General features: G+C 60.1%; 23 protein-coding genes. 13 read left to right on the forward strand and 10 right to left on the reverse strand.

The features are described 5' to 3' along the window. Positions 1-32 precede the first annotated feature (32 nt). From DDF70_RS05875 to DDF70_RS05890, 4 genes are all read left to right on the forward strand, one after another. Positions 33-494 carry a hypothetical protein gene (locus DDF70_RS05875; RefSeq protein WP_205772399.1) on the forward strand — a complete coding sequence of 154 codons (462 nt, stop codon included), beginning with the start codon at positions 33-35 and terminating at the stop codon, positions 492-494. Positions 495-560: 66 nt separating this feature from the next. Then, complete coding sequence (locus DDF70_RS05880) at positions 561-851, forward strand: hypothetical protein (RefSeq protein WP_114943935.1); 291 nt, start codon at positions 561-563, stop codon at positions 849-851. A gap of 170 nt (positions 852-1,021) precedes the next feature. Further along, positions 1,022-1,975 (forward strand): MDR/zinc-dependent alcohol dehydrogenase-like family protein, encoded by a 954-nt coding sequence (locus DDF70_RS05885; RefSeq protein ID WP_114943936.1) that lies wholly within the window; start codon positions 1,022-1,024, stop codon positions 1,973-1,975. Next, positions 1,975-3,003: a Gfo/Idh/MocA family protein gene (locus DDF70_RS05890; RefSeq protein ID WP_114943937.1), complete on the forward strand. Its 1,029-nt coding sequence runs from the start codon at positions 1,975-1,977 to the stop codon at positions 3,001-3,003. The genes DDF70_RS05885 and DDF70_RS05890 overlap by 1 nt, the downstream gene beginning before the upstream one ends. Before the next feature lie 118 nt (positions 3,004-3,121). Here the strand turns inward: DDF70_RS05890 and DDF70_RS05895 are convergent, their stop codons facing one another. Genes DDF70_RS05895 through DDF70_RS05920 form a run of 6 tightly spaced genes read right to left on the reverse strand, consistent with a single transcriptional unit; the run spans position 3,122 to position 8,450 of the window. Further along, entirely contained in the window at positions 3,122-4,051 is a 930-nt protein-coding gene (locus DDF70_RS05895; protein ID WP_114943938.1) for a glycoside hydrolase 5 family protein, read from the reverse strand. Next, entirely contained in the window at positions 4,048-4,821 is a 774-nt protein-coding gene (locus DDF70_RS05900) for a TIGR04290 family methyltransferase (protein ID WP_114943939.1), read from the reverse strand. Before DDF70_RS05900 ends, DDF70_RS05895 begins: the two co-directional genes overlap by 4 nt. 8 nt (positions 4,822-4,829) lie before the next feature. Then, positions 4,830-5,642 carry a nucleotidyltransferase family protein gene (locus DDF70_RS05905; RefSeq protein ID WP_114943940.1) on the reverse strand — a complete coding sequence of 271 codons (813 nt, stop codon included), beginning with the start codon at positions 5,640-5,642 and terminating at the stop codon, positions 4,830-4,832. A gap of 2 nt (positions 5,643-5,644) precedes the next feature. Next, positions 5,645-6,754 carry a CgeB family protein gene (locus tag DDF70_RS05910; protein ID WP_114943941.1) on the reverse strand — a complete coding sequence of 370 codons (1,110 nt, stop codon included), beginning with the start codon at positions 6,752-6,754 and terminating at the stop codon, positions 5,645-5,647. Then, the gene (locus tag DDF70_RS05915) at positions 6,751-7,350 is read right to left on the reverse strand and encodes a histidine phosphatase family protein (protein WP_114943942.1); all 600 of its coding nucleotides are present in this window, start codon (positions 7,348-7,350) and stop codon (positions 6,751-6,753) included. The genes DDF70_RS05910 and DDF70_RS05915 overlap by 4 nt, the downstream gene beginning before the upstream one ends. Positions 7,351-7,367: 17 nt before the next feature. Continuing rightward, complete coding sequence (locus DDF70_RS05920) at positions 7,368-8,450, reverse strand: inositol-3-phosphate synthase (protein WP_114943943.1); 1,083 nt, start codon at positions 8,448-8,450, stop codon at positions 7,368-7,370. 411 nt (positions 8,451-8,861) lie between these two features. On the opposite strand from DDF70_RS05920, the gene DDF70_RS05925 reads away from it, so the two are divergent. From DDF70_RS05925 to DDF70_RS05955, 7 genes are all read left to right on the forward strand, one after another. After that, positions 8,862-9,974 (forward strand): NAD-dependent epimerase/dehydratase family protein, encoded by a 1,113-nt coding sequence (locus DDF70_RS05925; protein WP_114943944.1) that lies wholly within the window; start codon positions 8,862-8,864, stop codon positions 9,972-9,974. Further along, complete coding sequence (locus tag DDF70_RS05930) at positions 9,971-11,086, forward strand: SDR family NAD(P)-dependent oxidoreductase (RefSeq protein WP_114943945.1); 1,116 nt, start codon at positions 9,971-9,973, stop codon at positions 11,084-11,086. The genes DDF70_RS05925 and DDF70_RS05930 overlap by 4 nt, the downstream gene beginning before the upstream one ends. A 45-nt stretch (positions 11,087-11,131) precedes the next feature. Further along, positions 11,132-12,265 carry a glycosyltransferase family 4 protein gene (locus tag DDF70_RS05935; RefSeq protein WP_205772400.1) on the forward strand — a complete coding sequence of 378 codons (1,134 nt, stop codon included), beginning with the start codon at positions 11,132-11,134 and terminating at the stop codon, positions 12,263-12,265. Continuing rightward, positions 12,262-13,374, forward strand: coding sequence for a CgeB family protein (locus tag DDF70_RS05940; protein ID WP_114943946.1), 1,113 nt, complete (start codon positions 12,262-12,264; stop codon positions 13,372-13,374). Before DDF70_RS05935 ends, DDF70_RS05940 begins: the two co-directional genes overlap by 4 nt. Beyond that, positions 13,371-14,465 (forward strand): CgeB family protein, encoded by a 1,095-nt coding sequence (locus DDF70_RS05945; protein ID WP_114943947.1) that lies wholly within the window; start codon positions 13,371-13,373, stop codon positions 14,463-14,465. The genes DDF70_RS05940 and DDF70_RS05945 overlap by 4 nt, the downstream gene beginning before the upstream one ends. Then, complete coding sequence (locus DDF70_RS05950; RefSeq protein ID WP_114943948.1) at positions 14,462-15,571, forward strand: CgeB family protein; 1,110 nt, start codon at positions 14,462-14,464, stop codon at positions 15,569-15,571. Before DDF70_RS05945 ends, DDF70_RS05950 begins: the two co-directional genes overlap by 4 nt. Before the next feature lie 109 nt (positions 15,572-15,680). After that, positions 15,681-16,706, forward strand: a complete 1,026-nt coding sequence (locus tag DDF70_RS05955) for a UDP-glucuronic acid decarboxylase family protein (protein ID WP_114943949.1) — start codon at positions 15,681-15,683, stop codon at positions 16,704-16,706. 138 nt (positions 16,707-16,844) lie between these two features. On the opposite strand, the gene DDF70_RS05960 is transcribed toward DDF70_RS05955, so the two are convergent. Then, positions 16,845-18,041 carry a YihY/virulence factor BrkB family protein gene (locus tag DDF70_RS05960; protein WP_170316037.1) on the reverse strand — a complete coding sequence of 399 codons (1,197 nt, stop codon included), beginning with the start codon at positions 18,039-18,041 and terminating at the stop codon, positions 16,845-16,847. Positions 18,042-18,290: 249 nt separating this feature from the next. Between DDF70_RS05960 and DDF70_RS05965 the strand changes: the two genes are divergently transcribed. Then, positions 18,291-18,500, forward strand: a complete 210-nt coding sequence (locus tag DDF70_RS05965) for a hypothetical protein (protein ID WP_114943951.1) — start codon at positions 18,291-18,293, stop codon at positions 18,498-18,500. Positions 18,501-18,587: 87 nt separating this feature from the next. Here DDF70_RS05965 and DDF70_RS05970 read toward each other — a convergent pair whose 3' ends face one another. Then, entirely contained in the window at positions 18,588-18,824 is a 237-nt protein-coding gene (locus DDF70_RS05970; protein ID WP_114943952.1) for a hypothetical protein, read from the reverse strand. Between the two features lie 71 nt (positions 18,825-18,895). Between DDF70_RS05970 and DDF70_RS05975 the strand changes: the two genes are divergently transcribed. Continuing rightward, positions 18,896-19,282, forward strand: coding sequence for a response regulator (locus tag DDF70_RS05975; RefSeq protein ID WP_114943953.1), 387 nt, complete (start codon positions 18,896-18,898; stop codon positions 19,280-19,282). Positions 19,283-19,328: 46 nt separating this feature from the next. On the opposite strand, the gene DDF70_RS05980 is transcribed toward DDF70_RS05975, so the two are convergent. Together DDF70_RS05980 and DDF70_RS05985 are read right to left on the reverse strand one after the other, a co-directional pair. After that, on the reverse strand, positions 19,329-20,204 hold the full coding sequence (locus DDF70_RS05980; RefSeq protein ID WP_114943954.1) for an aldose 1-epimerase family protein: 876 nt from the start codon (positions 20,202-20,204) through the stop codon (positions 19,329-19,331). Between the two features lie 201 nt (positions 20,205-20,405). Then, positions 20,406-23,417: a bifunctional diguanylate cyclase/phosphodiesterase gene (locus DDF70_RS05985; protein WP_162820232.1), complete on the reverse strand. Its 3,012-nt coding sequence runs from the start codon at positions 23,415-23,417 to the stop codon at positions 20,406-20,408. Positions 23,418-24,298: the final 881 nt, after the last annotated feature.

Below are 24,298 nucleotides of genomic sequence, written 5' to 3' on the forward strand. Positions count from 1 at the left end.
TCGAGGGTCGGCTCCCTTGCAGGAGAATACCTATGGAACACAAGCCTGTAGAGAAGCTGCGTAGCGTCGCTGAAGTGCATGAGTTGAGCCAAGGTTTCCTGTCGCGGCGCGAACGCCTCGAGCGTTGGGCCGAAGTGTTGGAGCGCCAGCCGAAACGGCGCTTGAGGTCGCTGGGTGAGATCGAATTCGTCCCGAAGGACAAGCGGCCGGAGATGAGGTCGGACGAATCCCCCATCACGGTCGCGTTCGAAGATCCGGTCTTGCGCGCTGCCGGCCTGAAGGGCGACACGCTCGGGGACGCCATGGACTTTTTCGAATTGTCGGAGGGCGCCTCCCATCGCCTTCTCTGCTCCTGCATGAACGGCTGGAGCATGGAAGCTGGCTCCACGGCACGGAAGGTCCATCGCATCGCGAACCCCGATCATCGGCTCATGCTGTTCACGACAGCCGGGTTGCTCACAGCCGCCCCGGCAGTGTTCTACCTGCTGAGCTGAAAGAATCCTGCGGCACCGAGCCTCCTGATCAGCGGGCCCGGTGCCGATCGTTCGGAGATTGGATGAATGACGGATGCGCCGCCTCGCCGGATCGGACTGCCCTGGTACAGCCGGGAGGACTATCCTCGCATCCGCGCTATGATGACCGACCGGCACAATCTCGCCTCGACCTATGAGGCCTGGCTGGCCTCGGCCGTGAACAACGAGCTCGTCGGTCAGCAGGCGGGACTTCGGATTGAACGCATCATGATCGAGCCCGATGTGTTCGCGACGTGGTGCGAGGAACAGGGCCTGGAGCCCGACAGCAAGGCGCGCACGACATACGCCACGGAAATATGCGCCCGGATATCAGCGTGAGCCGGAAGCGCCCGCCACAAATAGCCAAGCCTTGAAGTCTCCTCCCCCGTCTCTAGTTGCTCGGGCGGTATGGTGGAGGGAGAAAATTGCTGAACGAGAATGGTGCCAGCAGCGATATTTCCGCTTCTTTGACAAAGGGGAGCGATGAGCGATCCAGGGCTCCAGGAACCATGCGGGCCGCCATCCTCACGGGACCCGGGCAGATCGAGATCAGCGACGTTGCACGTCCGGTGCCGGGGCGGGGACAGGTGCGGCTCCGCCTGGAAGGCTGCGGCGTGTGCGCTTCGAACCTGACCCCGTGGGCTGGCCCTGAATGGATGCAGTACCCTACCGAGCCGGGCGCACTCGGACATGAGGCCTGGGGCTTCGTCGACGCTGTCGGCGAGGGCGTGGAAGGCTTGTCGGTCGGAGACCGGGTCGCGGCTCTCTCTTACAAATCCTATGCGGAATACGATCTGGCGGAGGCCGAGGCCGTCGTGCCCCTGCCGGACGCCCTGGCGGGCCAGCCCTTTCCCGGCGAGCCGCTCGGCTGCGCCATGAACATCTTTCAACGCAGCGATATCGAGCCCGGGCAGATGATCGCCATCATCGGCATCGGCTTTCTCGGCGCCATTCTCACCAAGCTCGCCTCCGATGCCGGTGCGCGGGTCATCGCGATCTCGCGACGGCCATTCTCGCTCGACCTCGCGCGCCGCATGGGCGCGGCCGAGACGATCCCCATGGAGGATCACCAAGGGATCATCGAGCGGGTCAAGGAACTGACCGGCGGTACGTTATGCGATCGGGTGATCGAGGCGGTCGGCAAGCAATGGCCGCTCGATCTCGCAGGCGAACTGACCCGCGAGCGTGGCAAGCTGATCGTCGCCGGCTACCACCAGGACGGTCCGCGGCAGGTCAATATGTGGCTCTGGAACTGGCGCGGCATCGATGTGATCAACGCGCATGAACGTGATCCGAAGATTTACGTGCAGGGATTGCGCGAGGCCGTGGACGCCATCGCGTCGGGGCGCCTCGATCCGAGCTTTCTTTACACCCACACCTACCCTTTGGACCGGCTCGACGAAGCGCTCAACGCCACCCGTGACCGCCCCGACGGTTTTCTCAAGGCCCTGGTGACGTATTGATGGTGCGACAGGCTGTGCTCAAGACGAATTCCGAAACCTCACTCGCACGCCCGCGTATCGGTTTTCTCGGTGTCGGCTGGATCGGCCGGCATCGCATGCAGGCGATTCTCGGCACCGGAGCCACCGAAGTCGTAGCGATCGCAGATCCGTCGCCGGAAACGGCCGCCGAGGCCGGGAAGTTGGCGCCCGACGCGCAGCTGGTTTCCAGTCTTGATGATATCCTTGCCCTCGGTGTCGATGGCGTCGTGATTGCAACTCCCAGTGCCATGCATGCCGAACAGTCGATCCAGGCCCTCGAGCGCGGTGTTGCCGTGTTCTGCCAGAAGCCGCTTGGGCGAACGGCGGCAGAGGTAGAGTCGGTGGTCGATGCAGCGCGAAGGGCCGACCGGCTGCTGAGCGTCGATCTCTCCTACCGCTTCACCGAGGGCATGCAGCGCATTCGCGATATCATCGATTCGGGCGAACTTGGACACATCTATGCCGTGGATCTCGTTTTTCACAACGCTTATGGCCCGGACAAGCCATGGTTTTACGATCCAGCACTGTCCGGCGGCGGCTGCGTGATGGATCTCGGCGTGCATCTGGTCGATCTCGCCCTTTGGACATTGAACAACCCCGGCATCGGGAGCGTCACGGGCAAGCTCTTTGCCGGTGGCGCTCCACTCAAGGACTCTGCGTCGCAGGTGGAGGATTATGCCGTCGCGACCGTCGAGCTGGAGACAGGCACCGTGGTGCAGCTCGCCTGTTCCTGGCGCCTCCAGGCAGGATGCGACGCCATCATCTCCGCCACGTTCTACGGAACACAGGGCGGCCTGTCCCTGCGCAACGTCAACGGCTCGTTCTATGATTTTACGGCCGAGCGGTATTGGGGCACGTCGCGCGAGACGTTGACCGTGCCGCCGGATGAATGGGGCGGGCGCGCGGCGGCCGACTGGGCCTCACGCCTGGCGGCGGGGGAGCGTTTCGATCCTGCCGCGGAGCAACTGGTCGACGTCGCAAAGGTGCTCGATCGGATTTATGGCCGATAAAATCAGATAGAGAATTGCGCTGTCGTCATCGGCGGTTCGGACGATCCCACCCCACGTCATGGCCGGCACAAGCCCGCCATGACGTGGGAGAGCGTCATCTCCGAAAACAAATTCCGCCTCAGAGAACCTCTAGAACCTTGCTCGCTTGAACAGATGGGCTTGCAGGTGCATAGCGGCGGATCATGCTGGCGCAGAACTCCGCGAACTCCTCCTTCACCTGAGGCGCACTGGTATGGTGCGGCGCAATCCCGCGATGCTCCGGCGTGAAGCAGAAGGTCACCGTCACGTCGAAATCCGCGAGCGCCTCCATCTGCCGGTCGAACCAATCCAACGCATTCGGGCGGAAGCTGTCGGCCCATGACAAGCCGGTGCGGAGGTACTTGACGCCCAGGCGCTTCATCCATGCCACGGCATCGTCGAGTCGGTGGTCCTCATAATGGAACCACTGGCACAGGCCCATCTGCGGCGTGTACTTGGCGAATTCCTCGAGAGAAGGCTTCGGCGTGCCGTCCTCACGCAGGAGGCCCATGTAGAAGTGCCGGTAATAGGACGAGCCCTCGGCTTCCCTGTGCCGCGTCGTGGCTTCCCAGGCACGGGGAAGATCGTAGAGGCTGTACCAATGGATCTTCGGCACCTTGCCGATCAGGAGCTCGGCGGTCCTATTCAAGCCCCAGACTTGCACTTCCTCGGCTCCGAAGGTCGAGATGCCGACTTCGCTGACCCAGATGGGCTTGTCCGTCACGGCGCGGATCTCGTCGATCTTCGTGGGCCATTCATGGATCTGCCACAGGTTCCAATCCAGAGGGAAGCCATGAACGGCTACGACATCCAGGTGATCGAGAGCGCCGTGTTCTTCCAGCTTCCTGATGAAGCCGGGGTCGATGGGCGAGATGCCACCGAGGACGCGCGGAAGGTTTGGATTCTCGGCCTTGATCGCCTGACCGGCGGCAATCACCATGTCGGAGAAGAGCTTCCAATCCGGATCGATTTCCGGGTCCCAATGAGACTTGTTATTGGGCTCGTTCCAGATCATTGCGGCTTCGATCATGCATGTCTCCCTTGCGCCGGGTAGACCGCACCCGCACCGGGTGGAGCATCGACACGGCGACAGATGTAAACTTCGGTTTCAGGATGCTGGACAATCTCGAACCCGGCACTGCGGAGCATGGCCTCGACGCAGGCGGAATTCGGCGCCCACCAGTTGGTGGGATCGTCGGCATAGCGATGTTCGATGAAGTGCATCTTCGGGTAGCGCGGGTCATCGAAGTGATCTGTCTGCCAGAAGGTGTAGTTTTCCTCGACAGGCATGACCTCCGTGGACCCACGCTGCATCGACTGGAACACGAGGAGATCCTTGGCGACGTGCTCGTGAATGAGATCGAGTGCCAGCAAGGGGTGTCGCAGGTGATAGAGCACGCCCATGAAGAGCACGACATCGAAGCGCTCGCCGAGCTGTCCCAGGTCGTAGACGGATAATTTGCGGAACTCGATGTCGTAGCCCATCGTCTGCGCGGCAAAGCGCGCCTGAGCGAGATAGGTCTCGTCGAAGTCGACCCCGAGCACGCGCTCCGCGCCGCGCTTCTTCATCTCCATGGAGTAGAAGCCGCCGTTGCAGCCGATATCGAGCACGCTCTTTCCTGTGAGGTCGTGCGGTATCGCGTCGGAAAATCGCTGCCATTTAACGGCAGGGTAATTGCCGAGAAAATGGTTCGGCGCAGTCCAGACGCCGCCCTTCAGCTCGATATTGTGAAACCAGGGTCCGAGCGCTTCGGCCTTACGGCGGATTTCGTCAGGTGGAATGGGATCGATGGCATTCATCGTGACGATTACTCCCTGTTCAAGTCATGAAGTCCACGTGGCAGCCGACCAGCCGGCCAGCCGAGAGCGACGCGTGCACCGGTAACGGTTTCATGCTGGGCCGCATCGCTCAGCAGGCCGATGGCGGCGCGATAGCCGTGCAAGGTCCCCACATCGACATAGGATTCACCTGCTCTCACGCCGATGGCCTTGCCGCCCTTGGCCAAATAGGCATTCACGAGCGTGCCGAAATATTCATCGTCGCGATTGCGCGATATCCAGAGCTGGTGCAGCGCCTTCAGGACGTGGCCCGGCATCTTGAACGCGCCCCAGATCCAGTGCGAAGCGGCATCGGCCTGTTTCACCTGGATCTGCTGAACCTGCATCGTCTCGTCCAGGATCACCGCGTCGAAGACTTCCGGATTGTCCACGGGAAAGAGTAGGAATGAGAGAGAGCCATTCGGCAGTTCCGCCAGAGCCTTCTCGGGAAACCAGACCGTATCCGGCAGGCCGACGATCACGCTCTCATCGGCTGGAATGAGCGGAACCGCCTGGAAAATCGCATCGCACAGGCCACGAGCCGCCGGCTGAACCACATAGGCGATGGAAGCGCTGCCATAGCTCGCACCGTAATATTCCATGATGTCCGACTTACCGGGAGAGATGACGAAGCAGATCTTGTCCGCTCCACCGTGAATCATCCGCTCGACGAGATATTCGCTGACGGCACAGGGGCGCTCGATACCGTTATCGAGGCGGCTTCCCACGGGCAGAAGCTCTTTCGAGAAGGCGAGGGGTTGGATGCGGCTGCCAATGCCCGCAGCAGGTATGATTCCCCACATGGTCAGGCCTCCATCATGGCAGCGGAGCCGCCGGTCGAGGGCATAGAGGAAGTGGAGCCCTCAAGCAGGATCTCAAGCTCCTTCGCCCTGTGCTCCGACGTGTGCTCCGCGAGTGTCCTCTCACGACCCGCCTTGGCAATTCGGGTCAACTCGGCGTCCGTCAGATCGAGGGCCGCGACGGCTTCATCCGCGTGTCCTGCAATCAGGATGTCCCTGCCGGGCGCGAAGAAACTATCGAGTCCTTCCCACCAATCCGAGAGAATGGGCGCGCCGCAGGCTGCCGCCTCGAACAGGCGTCCCGAGGGGCACCATCCCATCTCGGCCATGGCTTGCCGCGTGATGTTGAGCGTGAGGCGCGAGGATGAGAAGAACGCGGGGTGCTCCTGCGGCGGCAGGTGCCGGACGAAATGAATGTTGGGTCGCCATGGAAAATCCGCCGGATACTGTGCACCGCCGATCAGGAAGCGCCGATCTTGACGGCAAGCGGCAGGCTCGATGAAGAGGCGCTGCAGAGCATCCTGGCGGTCCTCCGCATAGGTGCCGAGATAGGACAGATCGGAAACATAATGTCGGATGGAAGGCACAGGCCGGTGCACATCAGGATCAACGTGACCATAGAGGGAAGCAGTGCGTCTTGCGCCGAGGTCCGTGCGCAGCCTCTCAAGAGCCCGGCCGCCTGTATAACTCAGGACGATGTCGAAATCTCCGAGCCCTCGTGAGCCGATGTAGCTGATCGGCTCGCCTGCATCGAGGCGCGAGAAGGTGACCGGCGTGTCGAGATCGTAGAATGCGCGAACGGCGCGCGGTGCAGAAAGCAGGAGATCGCCGGCCGCGATGCCGTCGGGGCAGTAGGACGTGACGAGTGCTACGTCCGCATCGTCGAGTTCCACTTTGGCGCGAGCGCGAACACCCTCCCAGTCCTTGTAGAGAACGAGATCGCCGCCGGGGATTCCGGCAAGGTCCCGGTTCTCAGCGTAGTAGAGCACGTCCTTCTCGAAGAACACAATTCTGTGCCCTCGTTTGGTGAGCGCCCGGCACAGACCGCGCCACAAGGTTGCGTGGCCGTTGCCCCAGGATGAGGAGATGGTCAGGCCGAATATGACGATCTTCATGCGGCCACCACTTCGTTCAATCGGAGAAGCTTTGAGCCCCATTCGCCCACGACGAGAGTACTGACCGAGGCGGGCTCCACCTCGATGCGGGCATAGGCGTCGATAGGCATGCCGAGGTAAAAGAGGAGCGCAGCCTTGATGACGTCGCTGTGGCTTACGAGAACGATCGAACAATCCACATAACGGCCGCGCATCCGTTCCATCGCTCCGACAATGCGCCCCTGAACCTCCAGCATCGTCTCGCCTTCGGGAGCGCGATTGGTGCCACGCGAAGCGTTCCAGGAAGACCAGAGCGGATCTCGGCCCAGAGCTTCAAAGTTCATGCCGGACCAGCGGCCGAATTCGATTTCGCTGATCGCATCGCAAACTTGAAAAGGTTGTTCGAGGCGGGATGCAATAGGCTGCGCCGTTTCCAAGGCACGCTCAAGAGGACTTGTGTAAATGCCGGCGACACTCTCGTCGGCAAAGCGATGGGCCAGACGCTCCGCCTGGGCTCTCCCTGCGGATCCGAGATGGACGCCAGCCATGCGGCCGCAGAGAACGGTTCCCACCCGATCATGGATCGCATGGCGCACAAGAAAGAACGTGGTGGTCACCTCGGCCCTCCCGCGCCCTATTCCTCATCACCGTTGACGAAACGGATCGTCCTCTCGCGGGCCTCGTTGTCGGTGAATTGCTGCGGCGGCGACTTCATGAAGTAGCTGGACGGACCGGTGAGGGCGCCCCCGATCTTACGATCCATGGCGAGCTTCGCGCAGCGCACCGCATCGATCACAATGCCGGCGGAGTTCGGCGAATCCCAGACCTCGAGCTTCACTTCCATGTTCAGCGGAACGCCGCCGAAGGTAGTCCCCTCCAAGCGGATGTAGGCCCATTTGCGGTCGGTAAGCCACGGAACATGGTCGCTTGGCCCCACATGGATATCGCCTGCGGGAAGGGGGATATCCAACTGGCTCGAGACGGCTTGCGTCTTGGAGATCTTCTTCGATTCGAGACGCTCGCGCTCCAGCATGTTCTGGAAGTCGGTATTGCCGCCGAAATTCAGCTGATAGGTGCGGTCGAGACGCACGCCACGCTCACGAAAGAGATTGGCGAGGACCCGATGAACAATGGTGGCGCCCACCTGGCTCTTGATGTCGTCGCCCACGATGGGCAGGCCACGCTCTTCGAACCGCCTGCGCCATTCCGGGTCCGACGCGATGAAGACGGGGATGCAGTTCACGAAGGCGCAGCCGGCTTCGAGTGCGCGCTCGGCGTACCATTCCGTTGCCTTCTGCGAGCCGACAGGCAAATAGGAGACGAGAACATCCGTCTTCGATTGGCGCAGAATCTCCGTCACGTCGGCTTCGTCATCGGGAGATTCATCGATCACGTCGTGGAGATATTTACCAAGCCCATCGAGTGTCTTGCCTCGATGGACAATAATCCCGCTCGAGGGAACGGCAGCGAAACGTTGCGTATTGTTCGGCTGGGCAAAAATTGCCTCGGAGACGTCGCGTCCCACTTTCGAGACGTTCACGTCGAAGGCAGCGGAAACTTCAATGTCGCTGACATGATAACCGCCCAGCTCGGCGTTCATCAGGCCGGGCACCGGCTCATTGCCTTTTGCATCCTTGTAATAAGAGAGGCCCTGCACGAAGGACGAGGCACAGTTGCCGACGCCCACGATGCCGACGCGGACCTTCCTCGTACCCATGATTAAACTCCCTTGTATGGCCCGCTGGGTGTTTTCTTTTCAGGCAAAGCGCATCTGCCGGCCGCAGGCATCCGGCCTCGACCATTTTCCAAAGCGTGGCTTTCAACGTTTGAAGAAGGTTTGTTGTTCCGCCCGGATTCCGGGTCTGTGACTCTTGTCTTCCCCGCCAGGCGCCTAAACTACTGTGTTCAACTCAGGAACAAAGATGAAGATGCGTAGTTTCCTCTACGCAAACTCAAGCTTTCGAAGGGGATATATAGCGCAGGCCTCGTTTGGCGAGGTCCGCTTCAGGGCCTGTTCCCAATCTGGAAGATGTGAATGTTTCGCGTCGCATTTCCAGTTTGGGGATGGGCTGCCGTCTCCTGTCTGATCCATCGGCGCTTAGACCAGAAACCAATCTGGAGACATCTTGTGACGGATACGATCCTCATTACGGGCGGTGCAGGCTTCATCGGACGCTATGTTGCGCAGGCGTGCTTGGAGCGCGGCCACAAGGTGCGCGTACTCGATAGCCTCATCGAGCAGGTTCACGGCAACAGAACTCAGAGCGAGGGTCTCGATCCTGATGTGGAGGTTATCGTCGGCGACGTGCGTGATGAGGCTGCGCTTCTTCGAGCTTTGAAGGGGGCCACGAAAGTCGTCCACCTTGCTGCCGAGGTTGGTGTCGGCCAGAGCATGTATGCTGTAGATCGCTATGTCTCCGTTAATGACTACGGCACGGCCGTGCTTTTTCAGCAACTTATCGACAATCCGGTGCAGCGGGTGGTCGTTGCTTCATCCATGAGCATCTACGGCGAAGGTCTGTATAAGGACGCGGAAGGTGGAATCCATGAGGATGTCGTTCGGACGCCTCGCAGGAGCGAGAACGATCCTTGGGATCCGCTGGACGAGCACGGACGGCCGCTCATTCCTGTTCCGACGCCCGAGTGGAAGAAGCCCGCGTTGGCCTCGGTCTACGCACTGTCAAAATATGTCCAGGAGCGGCTGACACTGACCCTGTGTCCGGCTTACGGAATGGAGGGCGTGGCGCTTCGATTGTGGAATGCCTATGGTCCTGGACAGGCCCTGTCCAATCCCTACACCGGCGTCCTCGCGATCTTCGCATCGAGGCTTCACAACGGGCAGCCGCCGATGATTTTCGAGGATGGCCAGCAACGGCGCGATTTCGTCCATGTGGAAGATGTGGCGCAGGCATTCGTTCTGGCGCTTGAACATGAGAACGCTCCAGGCGGAGTCTACAATGTCGGAAGCGGGCAGGACCGTACCGTATCCGAAGTGGCGGAACTTCTATCCCGGGCGATGAACCGCCCGATGGCGCCGGAGATCGCCGGCAAGGCTCGCATCGGCGATATTCGCCATTGCATCGCCGACATCGGGAAGATCCAGCAGGAACTGGGTTACAAGCCGAGGAGGGATTTTGCGGAGGGCTTGGCAGAACTCGCCGAATGGGTTGCCAAGCAGGAAGCCAAGGATCTCGTCAACGAGGCTCGGAAGGAGCTCGAAGCCCGAGGCTTGGTGGCATGACGGCGTCTGACGCATCGGCGGCCGCGCCGGCCGTGCTCCGTCGCCGCCCCGTCCTGGTGACAGGAGGCGCGGGCTTCATCGGCTCCAACCTCGCCGATCGTTTCGCGAGCGAGGGCCACGATGTCTTGATCTATGACGCTCTGGCACGCTCCGGCGTCGACCGGAATCTCGAATGGCTCAAAAGACGCCATCCCAACAAGATTACCAGCGTTGTCGGTGACATCCGCGACGAGGCGGCCGTCGGCGATGCCGTTCGGGACGCACAGGCCGTGTTCCACATGGCCGCGCAGGTCGCCGTGACGACCAGTCTCGTCGACCCTCGCGAGGATTTCGAGATCAATATTCGCGGGACGCTGAACGTGCTCGATGCGCTCCGACAGCGCGGCGAGCGGGTTCCGTTGATCTTCGCTTCCACGAACAAGGTCTATGGCGATCTCGCGGACGTGGAATTGGAGAAGACCAACGACGCCTACAAGCCGCGCGATCCTACGATCAGAAGTGCCGGGATCGGCGAGGACCGTCCTCTCGACTTTCACACGCCCTATGGGTGTTCGAAAGGCGCAGCCGATCAGTACGTGCTGGATTATGCCCGCTCGTTCGGAATTCCGACCTGCGTGATGCGGATGAGCTGCATCTACGGCCAGCGACAGATGGGAACCGAGGATCAGGGGTGGGTGGCTCATTTCCTGATCCGTGCTCTTCACGGTGAACCCATCACCATATACGGCGATGGCTGCCAAGTTCGCGACGTGCTCGATATATCCGATGCCGTTTCCGCCTATGCCTCCGCATGGAAGCGCATCGATGCAGTCCAAGGCAGGGCCTTCAATCTTGGCGGCGGTCCGTCCAATGCCATCAGCCTGCGCCAGCTCATCACTCACATCGAAGAGGTCGTTGGCCATCCAGTCGAGACGATCTACAACGACTGGCGCGCCGGCGATCAGCGGTACTATGTTTCCGATGCGCGCCTCGCAACCCGAGAACTCGGGTTGAAGCAGCCGATCAGCTGGCTCAAGGGCGTTGCTGCTTTGGCACAGTGGCTGCAGGAGGAGCGGGGGCTCGCACGTTCGGGCGCGTTGCCTTCACGTCTGCAGAACGCAGAGGCCTTGTGATGAGAGGTCATGGCGCCTCCGCGTTGCGGAGAATCGAGGTCAGCCATGGAATGGTCTGACAAAGCCGCAGGTCTGCATGTGCTCATGACGGCAGATGCGGTCGGCGGAGTCTGGCAATACGCGCTGGATCTCGCGAAAGGCCTGCGCTCGGAGGGCGTCAGGACGACCATGGCAGTGCTGGGGCCGTCTCCCTCGGCAGACCAGCAGGCCATGGCCGATGCCATTGGTGCAAGGCTTATCCTGACAGGTCTTCCTCTCGATTGGACGGCTGGCAATGCGCGCGAGGTCGAGGAGACCGGGCTGGCAATCGCTCGCATCGCGGCACAGATCAGGCCGGACATCATTCATCTCAATTCTCCGGCACTTGCAGCCCATACCTCGTTCGACATCCCTGTCGTGGCGGTCTGTCATTCCTGCGTCGCGACGTGGTGGCAGGCCGTCAAGGGTGGACCTTTGCCGGAGGAGTTCGTGTGGCGTACGGAACTCGTGGCAGAAAGTTATGCTTCCGCGGACCGTTTGCTCGCGCCGACCCTGGCCTTCGCGCAGGCGACGGCTCAGGTCTATGGTCTCGTTCAGGCGCCGCATGTCGTCAGGAACGGCAGACGCTCCGTGATGGCGAGCAAATCGGCACCCGGTGAAGACTTCGTTTTCACGGCAGGCCGCCTCTGGGACGAGGGCAAGAATTTCGCCGCCATCGACCGGATCGCATCCCGGCTCACGGTGCCGGTCCTTGCGGCCGGTCCGCTCGACGGTCCGAACGGAACGCACGTTGACGTGTCTCATGCGAGGCCACTTGGCCGTTTGAGCGATTCAGAGGTTGCCCGGCACCTGAACAGGGAGCCGATCTTTCTCTCGATGGCCCGATATGAGCCTTTCGGCCTTGCGGTCCTTGAAGCCGCGCAACGGGGATGCGCGCTTGTTCTATCCGATATCCCGACATTCCGTGAATTGTGGGGGGGCGCCGCATCGTTCGTTGCGCCCGATGATGAGAGGGCGGCGGCTGCGGAGATCGACCGGCTTCTGCAGGACCGGGAATCCCGCGCCGCAATGGGGCGCGCCGCGCAAGAGCGGGCCGCTGCTTACACCGTCGATGCCATGAGCGCGGGCGTTCTGAGCGCCTACCATTCCGTCCTGCCTATGAAATCTCAGGGATCATCCCTCGAGGGAGCCGCTGCATGAAGTTCATCTATTTCACGCATTCCCTCGCCTCCTGCTGGAATCACGGCAATGCGCATTTCCTGCGTGGAGTCCTGCGCGAGCTCGTTCACCGCGGCCATGAGGTCATGGCGTATGAGCCACGCGGCGCCTGGAGCCTGGAAAATCTCCTGAGGGATCACGGAGAGGCCGGGCTGGACGCTTATCGTGGCCTTTACCCAGAACTGTCCTCAACGGTCTTCGATCCGGATATCGACCTTGGAGAGACCCTCTCCGATGCGGATGTGGTGATCGTCCACGAATGGAACGATCCCTGGCTCGTTGCCGCCATCGGCAAGGTGCGGCGACAGGGTGGGCGGTTCATGCTTCTTTTCCATGACACGCACCACAGGGCGGTGAGCGATCCCGATGCCATCCGCCAGTTCGATCTCGACGGTTATGACGGCGTCCTCGCCTTTGGTGAGACGCTCGCGGAGGTCTATCGCCGCTGGGGCTGGGGCACGCGAGTTCACGTCTGGCACGAAGCTGCCGATACGCGGCTTTTCCATCCTCCGATTCAAGAAACGGATCGGGAGGGACTCGTTTGGATCGGCAATTGGGGGGACGACGAAAGAAGCGCAGAACTGGAAAGCTTTCTCCTTCGCCCCGCGCAGACGGTCGGCCTTCCTCTCGACATCTATGGTGTCCGTTACCCGGAAACAGCCCTTGATATGCTTGCCCGCTATCGCGTGACCTATCGCGGCTGGTTGCCGAATGCCCGCGCGCCCGAGGTGTTCGCGAAGCATCTTGCGACCGTGCACGTGCCGAGGCGGTTTTATGTCGATATGCTCCCCGGCATTCCCACGATCCGGGTCTTCGAGGCTCTCGCCTGCGGCATCCCGCTGATCTCCGCGCCCTGGAACGACTCGGAGGGGCTTTTCAATCCGGGGATGGATTATTTGGTCGCTCAGGACGAGGCGCAGATGGAGCGCCATATGACGGTCATCCTCAACGATGCCGATCTGCGCCGCTCCTTGGTGAAGAACGGTCTTGAGGCAATTCGCACCCGCCACTCCTGCTTCCATCGGGCCGATCAGCTCCTCGCCATTCTTGAAAGTCACGGCGCTTCAGTGCCGATGGAGATGTCTGCATGAAGATCGCCTTCTATGGTTCCAGCCTTCTGTCTTCGTACTGGAATGGGGCCGCCACCTATTATCGCGGCCTGCTGAGCGATCTGGCGCGCCGCGGGTACAGCATCACCTTCTATGAGCCGGATGCTTTCGATCGTCAGAAACACCGGGATATCGATCCGCCGGATTGGGCCGAGGTGAAGGTCTATCCGGCGACGGAAGAGGCCATGCGCGGCGTCGTGGCCGAGGCAGCGAAGGCCGACATCGTGGTGAAAGCTTCCGGTGTCGGTGTGTTCGACAACGAACTGCTGGAAGGAATCATGGCGGCCTCGCGTAGCGATGCCGTTCGGATTTTCTGGGACGTGGACGCACCTGCCACCCTGGCCGAGTTGCGCGAGAGTCCCGACCATCCGCTTCATCGCACCATGCAGGCACTCGATCTCGTGCTTACCTATGGCGGCGGCCCTCCGGTGATCGAAGCCTATGAGGGTTTTGGCGCGCGTCGCTGCGTCCCGATCTACAATGCCTGCGATCCGACGACCCACCATCCTGTTCCGGCCGATGGACGCTTCAGGGCCGATCTGTCCTTCCTCGGCAATCGCCTGCCTGACCGCGAGGCGCGAGTGGAGCAGTTCTTTCTGGAGCCGGCCGGGCGTTTGCCGAACCGCAGTTTCCTGATCGGCGGCAACGGTTGGGAGACGAAAGGCATGCCGTCGAACGTGCGGCATATCGGCCATGTCTACACGCGCGACCATAATGCCTTCAACACGAGCCCGCTGGCCGTTCTCAACATCGCGCGCGATTCCATGGCAAGCACCGGGTACTCGCCCGCGACCCGCGTTTTCGAGGCTGCAGGAGCAGGCGCGTGTCTCATTACCGATGCCTGGATCGGCCTCGAGCTGTTCCTGAAGGAGGATGAGGAGGTTTTGGTGGCACGCGACGGCAAGGATGTCGCCGACCATGTCGAGGCGCTGACTCCCGGACGTGCCCGCGCCATCGGCGATGCCGCACGTGCACGGATCATGGCCGAGCACACCTATACAAGGCGCGGCGCAGAGGTGGATGTCATCCTGCGGGAGGAAGCTTCTCAGAAACGTGAGAGGAGCGTGGCGTGACCAAGCTCCGTGTCGTTGTCCTGGGATTGAGTCTGTCCTCTTCGTGGGGAAACGGTCACGCGACGACCTTTCGCGCCTTGCTGAGGGCCTTTGCGGACCGTGGGCATGACGTCACATTCCTCGAGCGCGACGTGCCCTGGTACGCCGCTCATCGCGATCTCAAGCATCCCGGCTACTGCCGCCTGGAATTCTATTCCGATCTGGAGGATCTGGACCGGTTTAGAGACACGATCAGGAACGCCGATGCCGTGATCGTCGGCTCCTACGTGCCCGAGGGGGTCGAGGTCGGTCGCTACGTTCAGCGGGTGGCAAATGGCGTCGTGGCATTCTACGACATCGATACACCGGTCACGCTCGCAAAACTCGAGCGGGGTGATTACGAATATCTGTCTCCGGGTCTCATTCCTGATTACGACGTCTACTTTTCTTTCACCGGCGGCCCGACACTCGAAGTGATCATGGGGCGGTATGGATCGCCGGCCGCGAGAGCTCTGTATTGCTCCGTCGACCCGGAGGCCTATCCGGTTCTTGACCGGGAGAAGCGCTGGGATCTCAGTTATCTTGGCACCTACAGTGCTGACAGGCAGCCGACGCTGGAGCGCCTTCTGATCGAACCCGCTCGCCGAGCGCCTCATCTGCGTTTCGCGGTAGCCGGACCGCAGTATCCGGAGGGGATAGAGTGGCCGGAGAATGTCGAGCGTATCGATCATGTTCCTCCGGACGATCATCCGGCCTTCTACGCCCAGAGTCGATATACGCTCAATGTCACCCGCGCCGACATGGTCCGGGCCGGATACAGTCCGAGCGTTCGCCTGTTCGAGGCAGCCGCGTGCGGGACGCCGATCATTTCCGACATTTGGGACGGTATCGAGACGCTTCTTGAGCCGGGACACGAGATCATTCTGGCCTCTCGGGCCGAAGAGGTCCTCGATGCGCTCGCGACCCGGCCCGAAGATCAGAGAAGAGCTCTGGGCGATCGAGCACGGCGCCGCATTCTCTCGGAGCACACCGCAGCACATCGGGCCGCATCAATGGAGCAGGATCTCCATGAGGCCGTTCGGCATCGGCGCCAGGAACAGCCGTTCGTTTTGGCGGTTGAGTCCTAGCTTCATGAATTCATTCTAATAAGGCATTGGGAAAATGCCGCGTGTGGTTTTGGGGTAAGGCAAGTTTGTACCTTTGGATCCGTCAGGATCTGAAAAGGAGAGCGTTCTCATGAAGAATGGCAAAAGTAGGCATGTTCTCGTAGCAGGTGGTGCCGGATTTCTCGGGTCCCATCTCTGCGATGCTCTTCTCAGTGAAGGCGCTCACGTGATCGCCCTTGACAACTTTCAAACGGGACGAAAACAGAATCTTCGGCACCTCGAGCGTGAACCGCGCTTCGATATCATTGACAGCGACATCATCAAGCCATTGCCGGCCCGGCTGCGCTCCAAGCGCCTGAAGATCGACGAGGTTTTCAATCTTGCCTGTGCGGCGTCTCCTCCGCATTACCAAGCGGACCCAGAACATACCATGCTGACGAGCGTCGTCGGAACGCACAATCTTCTCACCTTCGCTGAATCGGTCCATGCACGTTTCTTTCTCGCCTCGACAAGCGAGATCTACGGCGATCCCGAGGTCCATCCGCAGACGGAAAGCTATTGGGGAAATGTCAACCCGACCGGTCCAAGGGCCTGCTATGATGAGGGAAAGCGGGCTGCGGAAACGCTTACATTCGACTTTGATCGTGCAGGGCGAGCCGATGTACGCGTGGCACGGATCTTCAATACCTATGGCCCGCGCATGCGGGCCGATGATGGCCGCGTCGTCTCGAATGTCATTTGCCAGGCTCTCGCGGGCGAGGAAATCACGGTTTACGGCGATGGAAGTCAGACGCGCTCGTTCTGCTACGTGTCCGATCTCGTCGAAGGATTCCTACGCCTCATGGCCTATGATGGACCGTTCCCAGGAGCGGTGAATCTCGGAAATCCGGTGGAGCTGACAGTCGGCGACTTGGCTGAAAAGGTCCTGGCAATGACGGGATCGTCCTCCCGAGTTGTCAAACGGCCGCTCCCTGTGGACGATCCGCGTCGCCGGCGCCCTGACATCACCCTTGCGAAGAAACTTCTCGGCTGGTCGCCGCGGACATCTCTCGATGCAGGTCTGAAGTCGACGATCGCGTGGTTCTCGGAAGATCATGCCGATGATGGTCGGGCTCACAAGATGCCCAATATGGGTGATGCGATCTCGGCCGGATAAGTCTGAGGCTTACACTCTCCCTGGCGAACTGAAATGCGCCGGCACTCGCCGGCGCATTTTTCTTTGCTTGTCGGGGCAAGCGCGCAAAGAAAAAGGCGCTCGTTGGGAGCGCCTTTCCTGTGTTCGAGAACGGAGCATTCAGCTCTTGGCAACGCCTATCGTATCGGCCATCTCAGCACCACGAGTCCCCATGGGTTGATCGGTGCCTTCGGTCGTGTCCTTGGCCGTCTGATGCTCCATCTCGGCGTTGATCTCGGCACCGAGCAGAACCACGGTCGTCGACAGCCAAATCCACGTCATGAAGCCGATCACCGCGCCAAGAGAGCCATAAGTTTCGTTGTAGCTGCCGAAATTCGCCACGTACCATGAGAAGAGCATGGAGACGGCAAGCCACAGGACGGCGGCGATAAGTCCGCCAGGCGTCACCCAGCGCCATTCCGCCTTGTCGCGGCTGGGGCCGAAGCGATAGATCAGTGACAATCCGAATGTGACCCCGATCAGCAGGATCGGCCATCGCGCAAGCGACACAAGCCACTCCGTCCTCGAACCCAAGCCGATGTAGTTCAGAACGATTGGGAGAACGATGATTGCCGCGAGAGCGAAGAGAATGAAAACGATGGCACCCAGGGTGAAGGAGAGAGACAGCACGTTCAGTTGAACGAAGCTTCTCTTCTCGTCCTCGCCATAGACGATGTTGAGGGCGTCGAAGAGCGCCTTCATTCCGGCATTGGCGCTCCAGAGAGATAAGACCAAGCCGAATATGAACCCGAAGCCGAGCGTCCCACCTCCCTGCGAGGCGATGCGCGTCACCTGTTCGCGAATGATATCGAGTGCGCCGCTAGGCAGGACTCCGGACAAAGTGTTCAGATGATCCTGGATCGTGGCCGGATCCGCAAAGAGGCCGTAGATTGAGACCAGGGCGGCAATGGCCGGGAAAACGGCTAGCAGGGCGTAATAGGTCACCCCTGCGGCGACAGACAGAACGCGATCCTTGTTGAACTCTTCATAGGTGCGCCACAAAATATCCTTCCATCCCTGTGCCGGGATCTCGGTCGGCGTGTCGGCGCTGCGGCCGCGGCCTTTTTCGGCGGCCGCCTGGGGTGGAGCATGCTGCTTCTCGCCGACATCCGAACCGGTATTCCGCCTTTGTGCCGTGGCCCGCGCCGGAGCCGAGGAGGAGCGTCCAGTTCGGGGTGAGGAGGGAGCGGAGCGCTCCCCGCTCACGACAAGGCGCACCAGGGCCCATCCGAGAACCACAGCCCACATGGTCGTGACAGTCGAAGAGGAGGAGGATTGCCGCGTTCCAGGTTGCTGGATAGCCGGATTGTCTGCCATAGTCGGACACAGCCTCATTGATCGGTTGCCGGCCTGACGGCCTGGTTCAACCGTAAACCTCCCGAATAACGCAGCGGTTCCACGCACTTATCCGGCCCGGGAGCCCGAGGGGTTTTCATGCCGCTGTGTAATCTCATCGGCTGGGGCGCTTGAGAGGACTGTGCACGCCTGCAATTTGGGTGGTGCCTTTAACCCGGATGCAAGATTCTATGGACCAGTGTCTCTCCCAATCCACGAGGAGGGTCTGAGATGGACGATTGGTCAGGACGCAAGTGGGAGCCGGTGACCGAGGAGCGCCTGCTCCGGGCGATCGATGTGCTTGTCGAGATTGCCAAGGAGCACGGGCCGGCCTTCGATCCCGTTCTTGAGACGGTTCGGCAAGAGCTGCACCAGTTTCGCAGCCGGAACATGCCTGCGGTCAAGCCGGTCGATGAAAACCCGCTTCGCAAAGCAAGCTGAGCAAGCCATCCTTAGGCTGCGTGAAAAAAGGCATCGCCTGTGATGAGTTCACTAGGCGATGCCTGCATCTTGATCTCCGCTTCTGGTTCAGGCGAATTGGAGCTGCTCTTCCCGAACAAGGCGCTCCGGGCCCATCTGATCGCCCTTGATATGGTATTGGAAGCCGTTCCTGTCGGCGGGAAGAAGGCGCGTGATTTCCCATACGTCCTGTGAACGGGTGACATCGATGGCAGTCACGAGGTTGAGAAACGCCTCAACGGTATTCGTGCTCGCAAGCTTGACCAGTCGCACCTGATCCCCAACCTTGAACTTGTGCGACGCCATAGCCTGTCTCTCCCCTTTAAAAGACACCTGAGCAGTAGGAACTAACATAAGTTAGTTTCGTTCCATCGCTCATGATGAACAATTATTCAGACGATACGCCGGTGGTTCTCCTCGTCGAGGATGAGCTTCTCGTGCGGATGGCGGCGGCAGAAGATCTGCAGGATGCCGGCTTCCACGTGCTGGAGGCTGCCAATGCGGATGTAGCCTTGGCCGTATTGGAAGCCTGTTCCCGTGACGTGCAGGTGCTCTTCACGGATATCGATATGCCAGGATCCATGAACGGATTGGATCTGGCCGAGAGCGTCCAGCAGCGCTGGCCGCATATCTCGCTCCTGATTTCGTCCGCCTACCACAAGCCGCTGCCTGAACAGATCCCGGATGACGGACGCTTCGTACCGAAACCCTATTCAAGCGAGGATGTGGTGAGGTGTATCCGTGAACTCGTGACGAGCCATTGACGGTCGGCAGGCTCCGCGCACCCTGCTCGAACGGGTACCGCCAGGTCTAAAGTCCGGCGCTGCTGATTGTGATGGCCATTGCGAAGTTTCGCGTTTCGCCCGGGCGAACGAGAACAACACCGGGCTTGGCGGCAAATTCCCCATCGAATCCTTCGGGGTCGGCATGGCCCTGCCAAGGTTCGATACAGATGAAACCCGCTCCAGGCTTGGTCCAGATGCCCAGATGCGGCATGTCCGGAAAGTCGACCTGGATCGAACCGCCAGCGGGCGCTCCATAGGTAACGGACCTGCTCTCAAGACGGTCGAAGACAAGAGCATCCGTCTCGAAATATCGATCCTGCAAGCGAAGCATTCGCCCTTGAACCGGGCTTGCCTCGACATCCCGGCTGATGAGTCCGTCCACAGGACGACGGATCGGCGCCGTCTCTTCGCGCTCGAAACGGATTGCGTGCGCCTCCCGCGGTGCTCCGTAGGGCAAGGGCCAGCGAAAAGCCGGATGGAAGCCGAAGGAGACCGGCATGACCGAGGGCCCCGCATTGTTCACGGCAGCCGTGATCGTCAGCGTAGCGTCCTTGATCCTATAGGAAACATCAAGTTCGAATGGGAACGGGTATTGTTGAAGCGTGGTCTTGTCGGAAGTCAGGCCAAATCGGCATTGAGACGCTTCGACCTCTCTGACCTCGAAGAGGGAGGTGCGGGCAAATCCGTGCTTCGGCAGTCCGTATTCCGATCCATCGACTCTGATGCGATCGTTCCTCACGCGCCCGACGACGGGAAACAACAAGGGGGAGCGGCCGGTCCAGAAGGCCGGATCGCCGTCCCATAAGAGATCCTTGCCGTGCACATCTTGAAGCCGCACGAGCTCAGCGCCCTTTTCCGACACCTGAGCCTGAAGATGGGGACTCGAAATATTGACGCTCATTCGGCAACTCCTTGCCATATACCCCTATTCTGAAAGGTGTATCGCCTAAAGGCCGTGCAAGCTAGAGCGTGAGAGACTCACCGGGGCAGGCTTCATCTGCCCCGGTGAGCAGCGCGGTTCATAAGAGCGCCCCGGTCCAGCGAAGCATCGCTTGCCGTCACCGTGCCGCCGTATCGCCGGTCGATGGGCAGGACCCCCCGTTCACGAAAGGGAGATTTGTCCGCTTAGCAGCTTATCGAGACGCGCCTGGCGCGGCTTTATGAGCATGGCGTTCCAGCGTTTCACAAGATCCGGGATGTTTAAAGCAGCCATCGGCTTCGCATAAAGATAGCCTTGGGCATGGTCGCACCCCAACTCACGCAAACGCCGCGCTTGGCCATGTGTTTCCACCCCTTCTGCCGTCACTTGGAGCTGGAGGCTTCTGCCCAGGCTGATCACCGCAGTGATGATCGCCTCATCGTCGGAATCCTGCTCCAGATCTCGCACGAAGCTGCGGTCGATCTTGATGTGATCGACCGGGAATTGCTTCAGGTGGGTCAATGAAGCATAGCCGGTGCCGAAATCGTCGAGTGCAATCTGGATACCGTTGTCGCGGAACTGTGCAAGAGTCGAGGAGACGTTGTCGGAGTTTCTGCCGAGAAGAACAGTCTCCGTGACCTCCACCTCGAAGGAAGTCGGCGGAACCTTAAGCCAGTCGAAGGTCCGAAGCATGCTGTCGACGAGGTTTGAATGGCTGAACTCGGCCGCAGACAAATTGAGTGCGACGCGCCCGAACGGAAGATCCTGATCGATCCATTGACGCACGTCGGCGGCAACCTTCGAGGTCAGGAGTTTGCCGATGGAGACCGCAATTTCATGGTCGTCGAAAACGGCTCCGAAGAAGCCCGGCGTCAGAAGACCTTTGGTGGGATGCCGCCAACGCGCGAGCGCTTCGAGGCCCACGATCTCACCTGTCGCAAGACTTACCTTCGGCTGGTAGAATGGGATGATCTCGTCGTTGGCGATTGCCTCACGCATACCTCGTCCGAGGGAGACACGCTGCTCGATGACGTCGCGCATTTCAGGCGAGTAGGTAATGACCCGGTTACGCCCCTGGGACTTTGCCTGGTACATTGCGATGTCTGCGTCCTTGACCAGCTCCGCAGGCGTTCCGTCGTGGTCCGGAAAGGCCGCGATGCCGATGCTCACCCGACTTACAAGTGACCGTTTCTGATAAGTGAAAGGCTGGCGCAGCATCTCGGCGATCAGGATGCCAAGACGTGTGGCATTCTCAAGCTTCAGTGGGTCGATGACCAACACGGCGAATTCATCGCCGCCGATCCTGGCTACTGTATCGCAGCTGCGGACCATTGCGGATAGGCGACGTGCCGTTTCCTGCAGCAAGGCATCTCCAGCGTCGTGGCCGAGAGTATCATTGATGTCCTTGAAATCATCTAGGTCGATCAGCAACAGGCTTACGCATGTGCCGTTCTGCTTGGCTGCTGTAAGAGCCGCCTCAAGCCGGCGCTGGAAGAGATTTCGGTTGGGAAGACGTGTCAGCGCATCGTGATTGGCCGAACGCCAGATCTCTTCCTCCGCCTCCTTCTGCTCGCTGATGTCGAAAGTCACTCCAACGATCCGATCAGGTCCGGCTCTCTCTGCGCGTGCGCGCAGCCAGCGGATCGCACCGCTCGGCATGACATATCGGCATTCGATGGAGTCTGACCCGCTTACTTGGATCCGCTGCAGAAAAGCTTCCACCTTCTGATGATCATCCGGGTGGAGCCCGGTCAGGAAGGTCTTGTCGGTTCCAGGTCGGACACCCAGGAGCGCTAGCGAATTCTCGGATCGTGTCGTGGTTCCTGTCTGCGGGTTGAACTCCCATGCGATCATTCGGGCTGCCTTCAATGCAAGTTGAAGGCGCTCCTCGCTCTCGGTCAGGGCCTGCTCGGACTGCTTACGTTCATGGATATCCAGGGCTATGCCGAACCATTGTTCAACCTTGCCTTGCTCATTCTTGAGCGGCTCTCCTCTGACGATGAACCAGCGGTGCATCCCATCGGACGCGCGACGAAATGGCATTTCGATTTCGAAGGGTACACCGCGCCTCATGGAGCCCGCCCACAGCTCCAGGATCCTTTCACGGTGGAGGGGTTGGATGAGCGAGCGCCACTCCTTGCATCCTAAACCGTCCCTTAATCCGGTATAATCATACCAAACGTCGCTGCAGTATGTGAACTCGCCATCCGTGTCGCTGAACCAGACGATCTGCGGTGACGTGAAAGAGAGCGGCATGGCCTCGACGAGCGCACGGAGACGCCTTTCGCTTTCGCGCAGGCTCTGCTCCGTCCGTCGAAACTCTGTCATGTCGCGAGAGACGCATAGGCACCCTTGAGGGAGCCCGTCCCGTCCCATGATGGAGGTTACGATGACATCCCACCATTTTTGTCTTCCCGTCGCCGTTGCGCAGGGGGCCTGAAAACGTCCGGTCCCTCCGGCTTTGGCCTTCTCAATCGCTTCAGCTGCGTCCTTCGTGGCGACGCTGCTCCACAACGATGTCCAGTCGAGCCCTTCCATCGAGCCGAAGTCCGCGACCTCCATTGCGCGCAACCCGGCTTGGCTCATGAAGCGGAGGCGCCCCTGAAGGTCGAAGACTGTGATGCAGTCGTCTGAACTTGCCAGCAGGCGTCGTGTGAATTCCTCGCCGTCGGCTGCGATCCTTGTCGCGAGCTTAAGCTCGAGTTGGGTCATGACGGTATCGGCGAGAGCCGTCAGAGCCTCTTCCTGCCTCTTGCTCAAGCCGGAGGGGCGAGCCTTGCGATCCAGCACGCAGAGCATCCCAAGCGGCAATCCGCCTTTCGTCGTTAGAGGTGCTCCGGCATAGAACGACGGCATTGGATGATCGTGGGTGGCGAGGTTGCCCCCGAACCGAGGATCGGCCGCAATGTCGGGAACAATGAACACCCCCGTCTGACGAATTGCGTGGTTGCAAATGGAGAATTCGCGAGGCGTCTCGGCGATATCAAATCCGATCTTGGACTTGAACCATTGCCTGCGCTCATCGAGAAAGGAAATGAATGCAATCGGTGTATCGCAAACCTGGGCCGCAATCTTGGCAATGCTGTCGAACTCAATCTCCGGCGCCGTATCCAGAATATCGTACTTCTGGAGCGCAGCGAGACGGTCGACCTCCTCCCAGGGCGGCAGATTGCCGGGACCAAGACATTCCATCATTTGAAAGTTCATCCGCTCGGAGCGTCTGGGTTGTGTGGGGCATGTCGGAATCTAACCGACGCAACGGAACAGCATCATGCATCGAGAGAAACTCGATCCGTTGCTCACAGAACATCCGGGCTCTCAACCGGTAAAATGGCAGAGCGTCATGCCGCCCTAAAAATTAGGGCGCGCCATAGTGCTGACCGACCTGTTGTCCGCAATCATCTGAACTATAGTCGACCCATGGCATAACTTTCTCTCCTGAGAGGGGTCAAGAAGCGAAAAATCTCTCGAGAAGTTACGGTTAACAATCTTATAACTGGGCGAGTGGCGATCCTCGAGGAAAGCATCCCTTAGGGGGGGCGGTATCGCAGAGGGATTTTCGAAGTCGACTCACGGATGAAGGTATGCCTCGCGCAATCTTCATGCGGCAGAACGCCCTACGCGAGTGATTGGCCCTCAAGCGTCGATTCGAGAAGCCGATGCAGTTCGGTCTCAGCTCGGAGGGCTGAAGGGCGCTCGATATTCCGGCGCCGAAGTCGCGGGATTCGTGCAAACCAGCTCCTTGTTCCGGAGATGGGAGCATGACGGGATAGGTGGTTATACGTACGGCCGATCTGCGGAAACTACGTAGTGATAATCTTGCAAATGTAGTTCTAGGCCGAAGCTGTTCGTAACTCTGAAACGCATTCTCCGGAAAAATGCTCGCTTTATCAGCTTGTTGGTTCGGCGGTCCACGACAGCTTCCCGCGATTGAGCAGCCGAAAATCGAGCTTAACGACGGCTTAAGGTTAGTTAAGAGGCATTAACCATAACGTCGCGAGCGCTCCCATTATTTACGTATTGTCCGCGCAACCGCCAAAATATAGTTTCTGGACGTGGCCGCAAAGCATGAATGA

The sequence above is a fragment of the Microvirga calopogonii genome, assembly GCF_003347665.1.
In the GTDB taxonomy this organism is placed as follows: domain Bacteria; phylum Pseudomonadota; class Alphaproteobacteria; order Rhizobiales; family Beijerinckiaceae; genus Microvirga; species Microvirga calopogonii.

Coding starts and splice junctions, on each gene's coding strand:
- DDF70_RS05875 (WP_205772399.1), top strand. CDS start 33: ATGGAACACAAGCCTGTAGAGAAGCTGCGTAGCGTCGCTGAAGTGCAT.
- DDF70_RS05880 (WP_114943935.1), top strand. CDS start 561: ATGACGGATGCGCCGCCTCGCCGGATCGGACTGCCCTGGTACAGCCGG.
- DDF70_RS05885 (WP_114943936.1), top strand. CDS start 1,022: ATGCGGGCCGCCATCCTCACGGGACCCGGGCAGATCGAGATCAGCGAC.
- DDF70_RS05890 (WP_114943937.1), top strand. CDS start 1,975: ATGGTGCGACAGGCTGTGCTCAAGACGAATTCCGAAACCTCACTCGCA.
- DDF70_RS05895 (WP_114943938.1), bottom strand. CDS start 4,051: ATGATCGAAGCCGCAATGATCTGGAACGAGCCCAATAACAAGTCTCAT.
- DDF70_RS05900 (WP_114943939.1), bottom strand. CDS start 4,821: ATGAATGCCATCGATCCCATTCCACCTGACGAAATCCGCCGTAAGGCC.
- DDF70_RS05905 (WP_114943940.1), bottom strand. CDS start 5,642: ATGTGGGGAATCATACCTGCTGCGGGCATTGGCAGCCGCATCCAACCC.
- DDF70_RS05910 (WP_114943941.1), bottom strand. CDS start 6,754: ATGAAGATCGTCATATTCGGCCTGACCATCTCCTCATCCTGGGGCAAC.
- DDF70_RS05920 (WP_114943943.1), bottom strand. CDS start 8,450: ATGGGTACGAGGAAGGTCCGCGTCGGCATCGTGGGCGTCGGCAACTGT.
- DDF70_RS05930 (WP_114943945.1), top strand. CDS start 9,971: ATGACGGCGTCTGACGCATCGGCGGCCGCGCCGGCCGTGCTCCGTCGC.
- DDF70_RS05935 (WP_205772400.1), top strand. CDS start 11,132: ATGGAATGGTCTGACAAAGCCGCAGGTCTGCATGTGCTCATGACGGCA.
- DDF70_RS05940 (WP_114943946.1), top strand. CDS start 12,262: ATGAAGTTCATCTATTTCACGCATTCCCTCGCCTCCTGCTGGAATCAC.
- DDF70_RS05945 (WP_114943947.1), top strand. CDS start 13,371: ATGAAGATCGCCTTCTATGGTTCCAGCCTTCTGTCTTCGTACTGGAAT.
- DDF70_RS05955 (WP_114943949.1), top strand. CDS start 15,681: ATGAAGAATGGCAAAAGTAGGCATGTTCTCGTAGCAGGTGGTGCCGGA.
- DDF70_RS05960 (WP_170316037.1), bottom strand. CDS start 18,041: ATGGCAGACAATCCGGCTATCCAGCAACCTGGAACGCGGCAATCCTCC.
- DDF70_RS05965 (WP_114943951.1), top strand. CDS start 18,291: ATGGACGATTGGTCAGGACGCAAGTGGGAGCCGGTGACCGAGGAGCGC.
- DDF70_RS05970 (WP_114943952.1), bottom strand. CDS start 18,824: ATGGCGTCGCACAAGTTCAAGGTTGGGGATCAGGTGCGACTGGTCAAG.
- DDF70_RS05975 (WP_114943953.1), top strand. CDS start 18,896: ATGATGAACAATTATTCAGACGATACGCCGGTGGTTCTCCTCGTCGAG.
- DDF70_RS05980 (WP_114943954.1), bottom strand. CDS start 20,204: ATGAGCGTCAATATTTCGAGTCCCCATCTTCAGGCTCAGGTGTCGGAA.
- DDF70_RS05985 (WP_162820232.1), bottom strand. CDS start 23,417: ATGATGGAATGTCTTGGTCCCGGCAATCTGCCGCCCTGGGAGGAGGTC.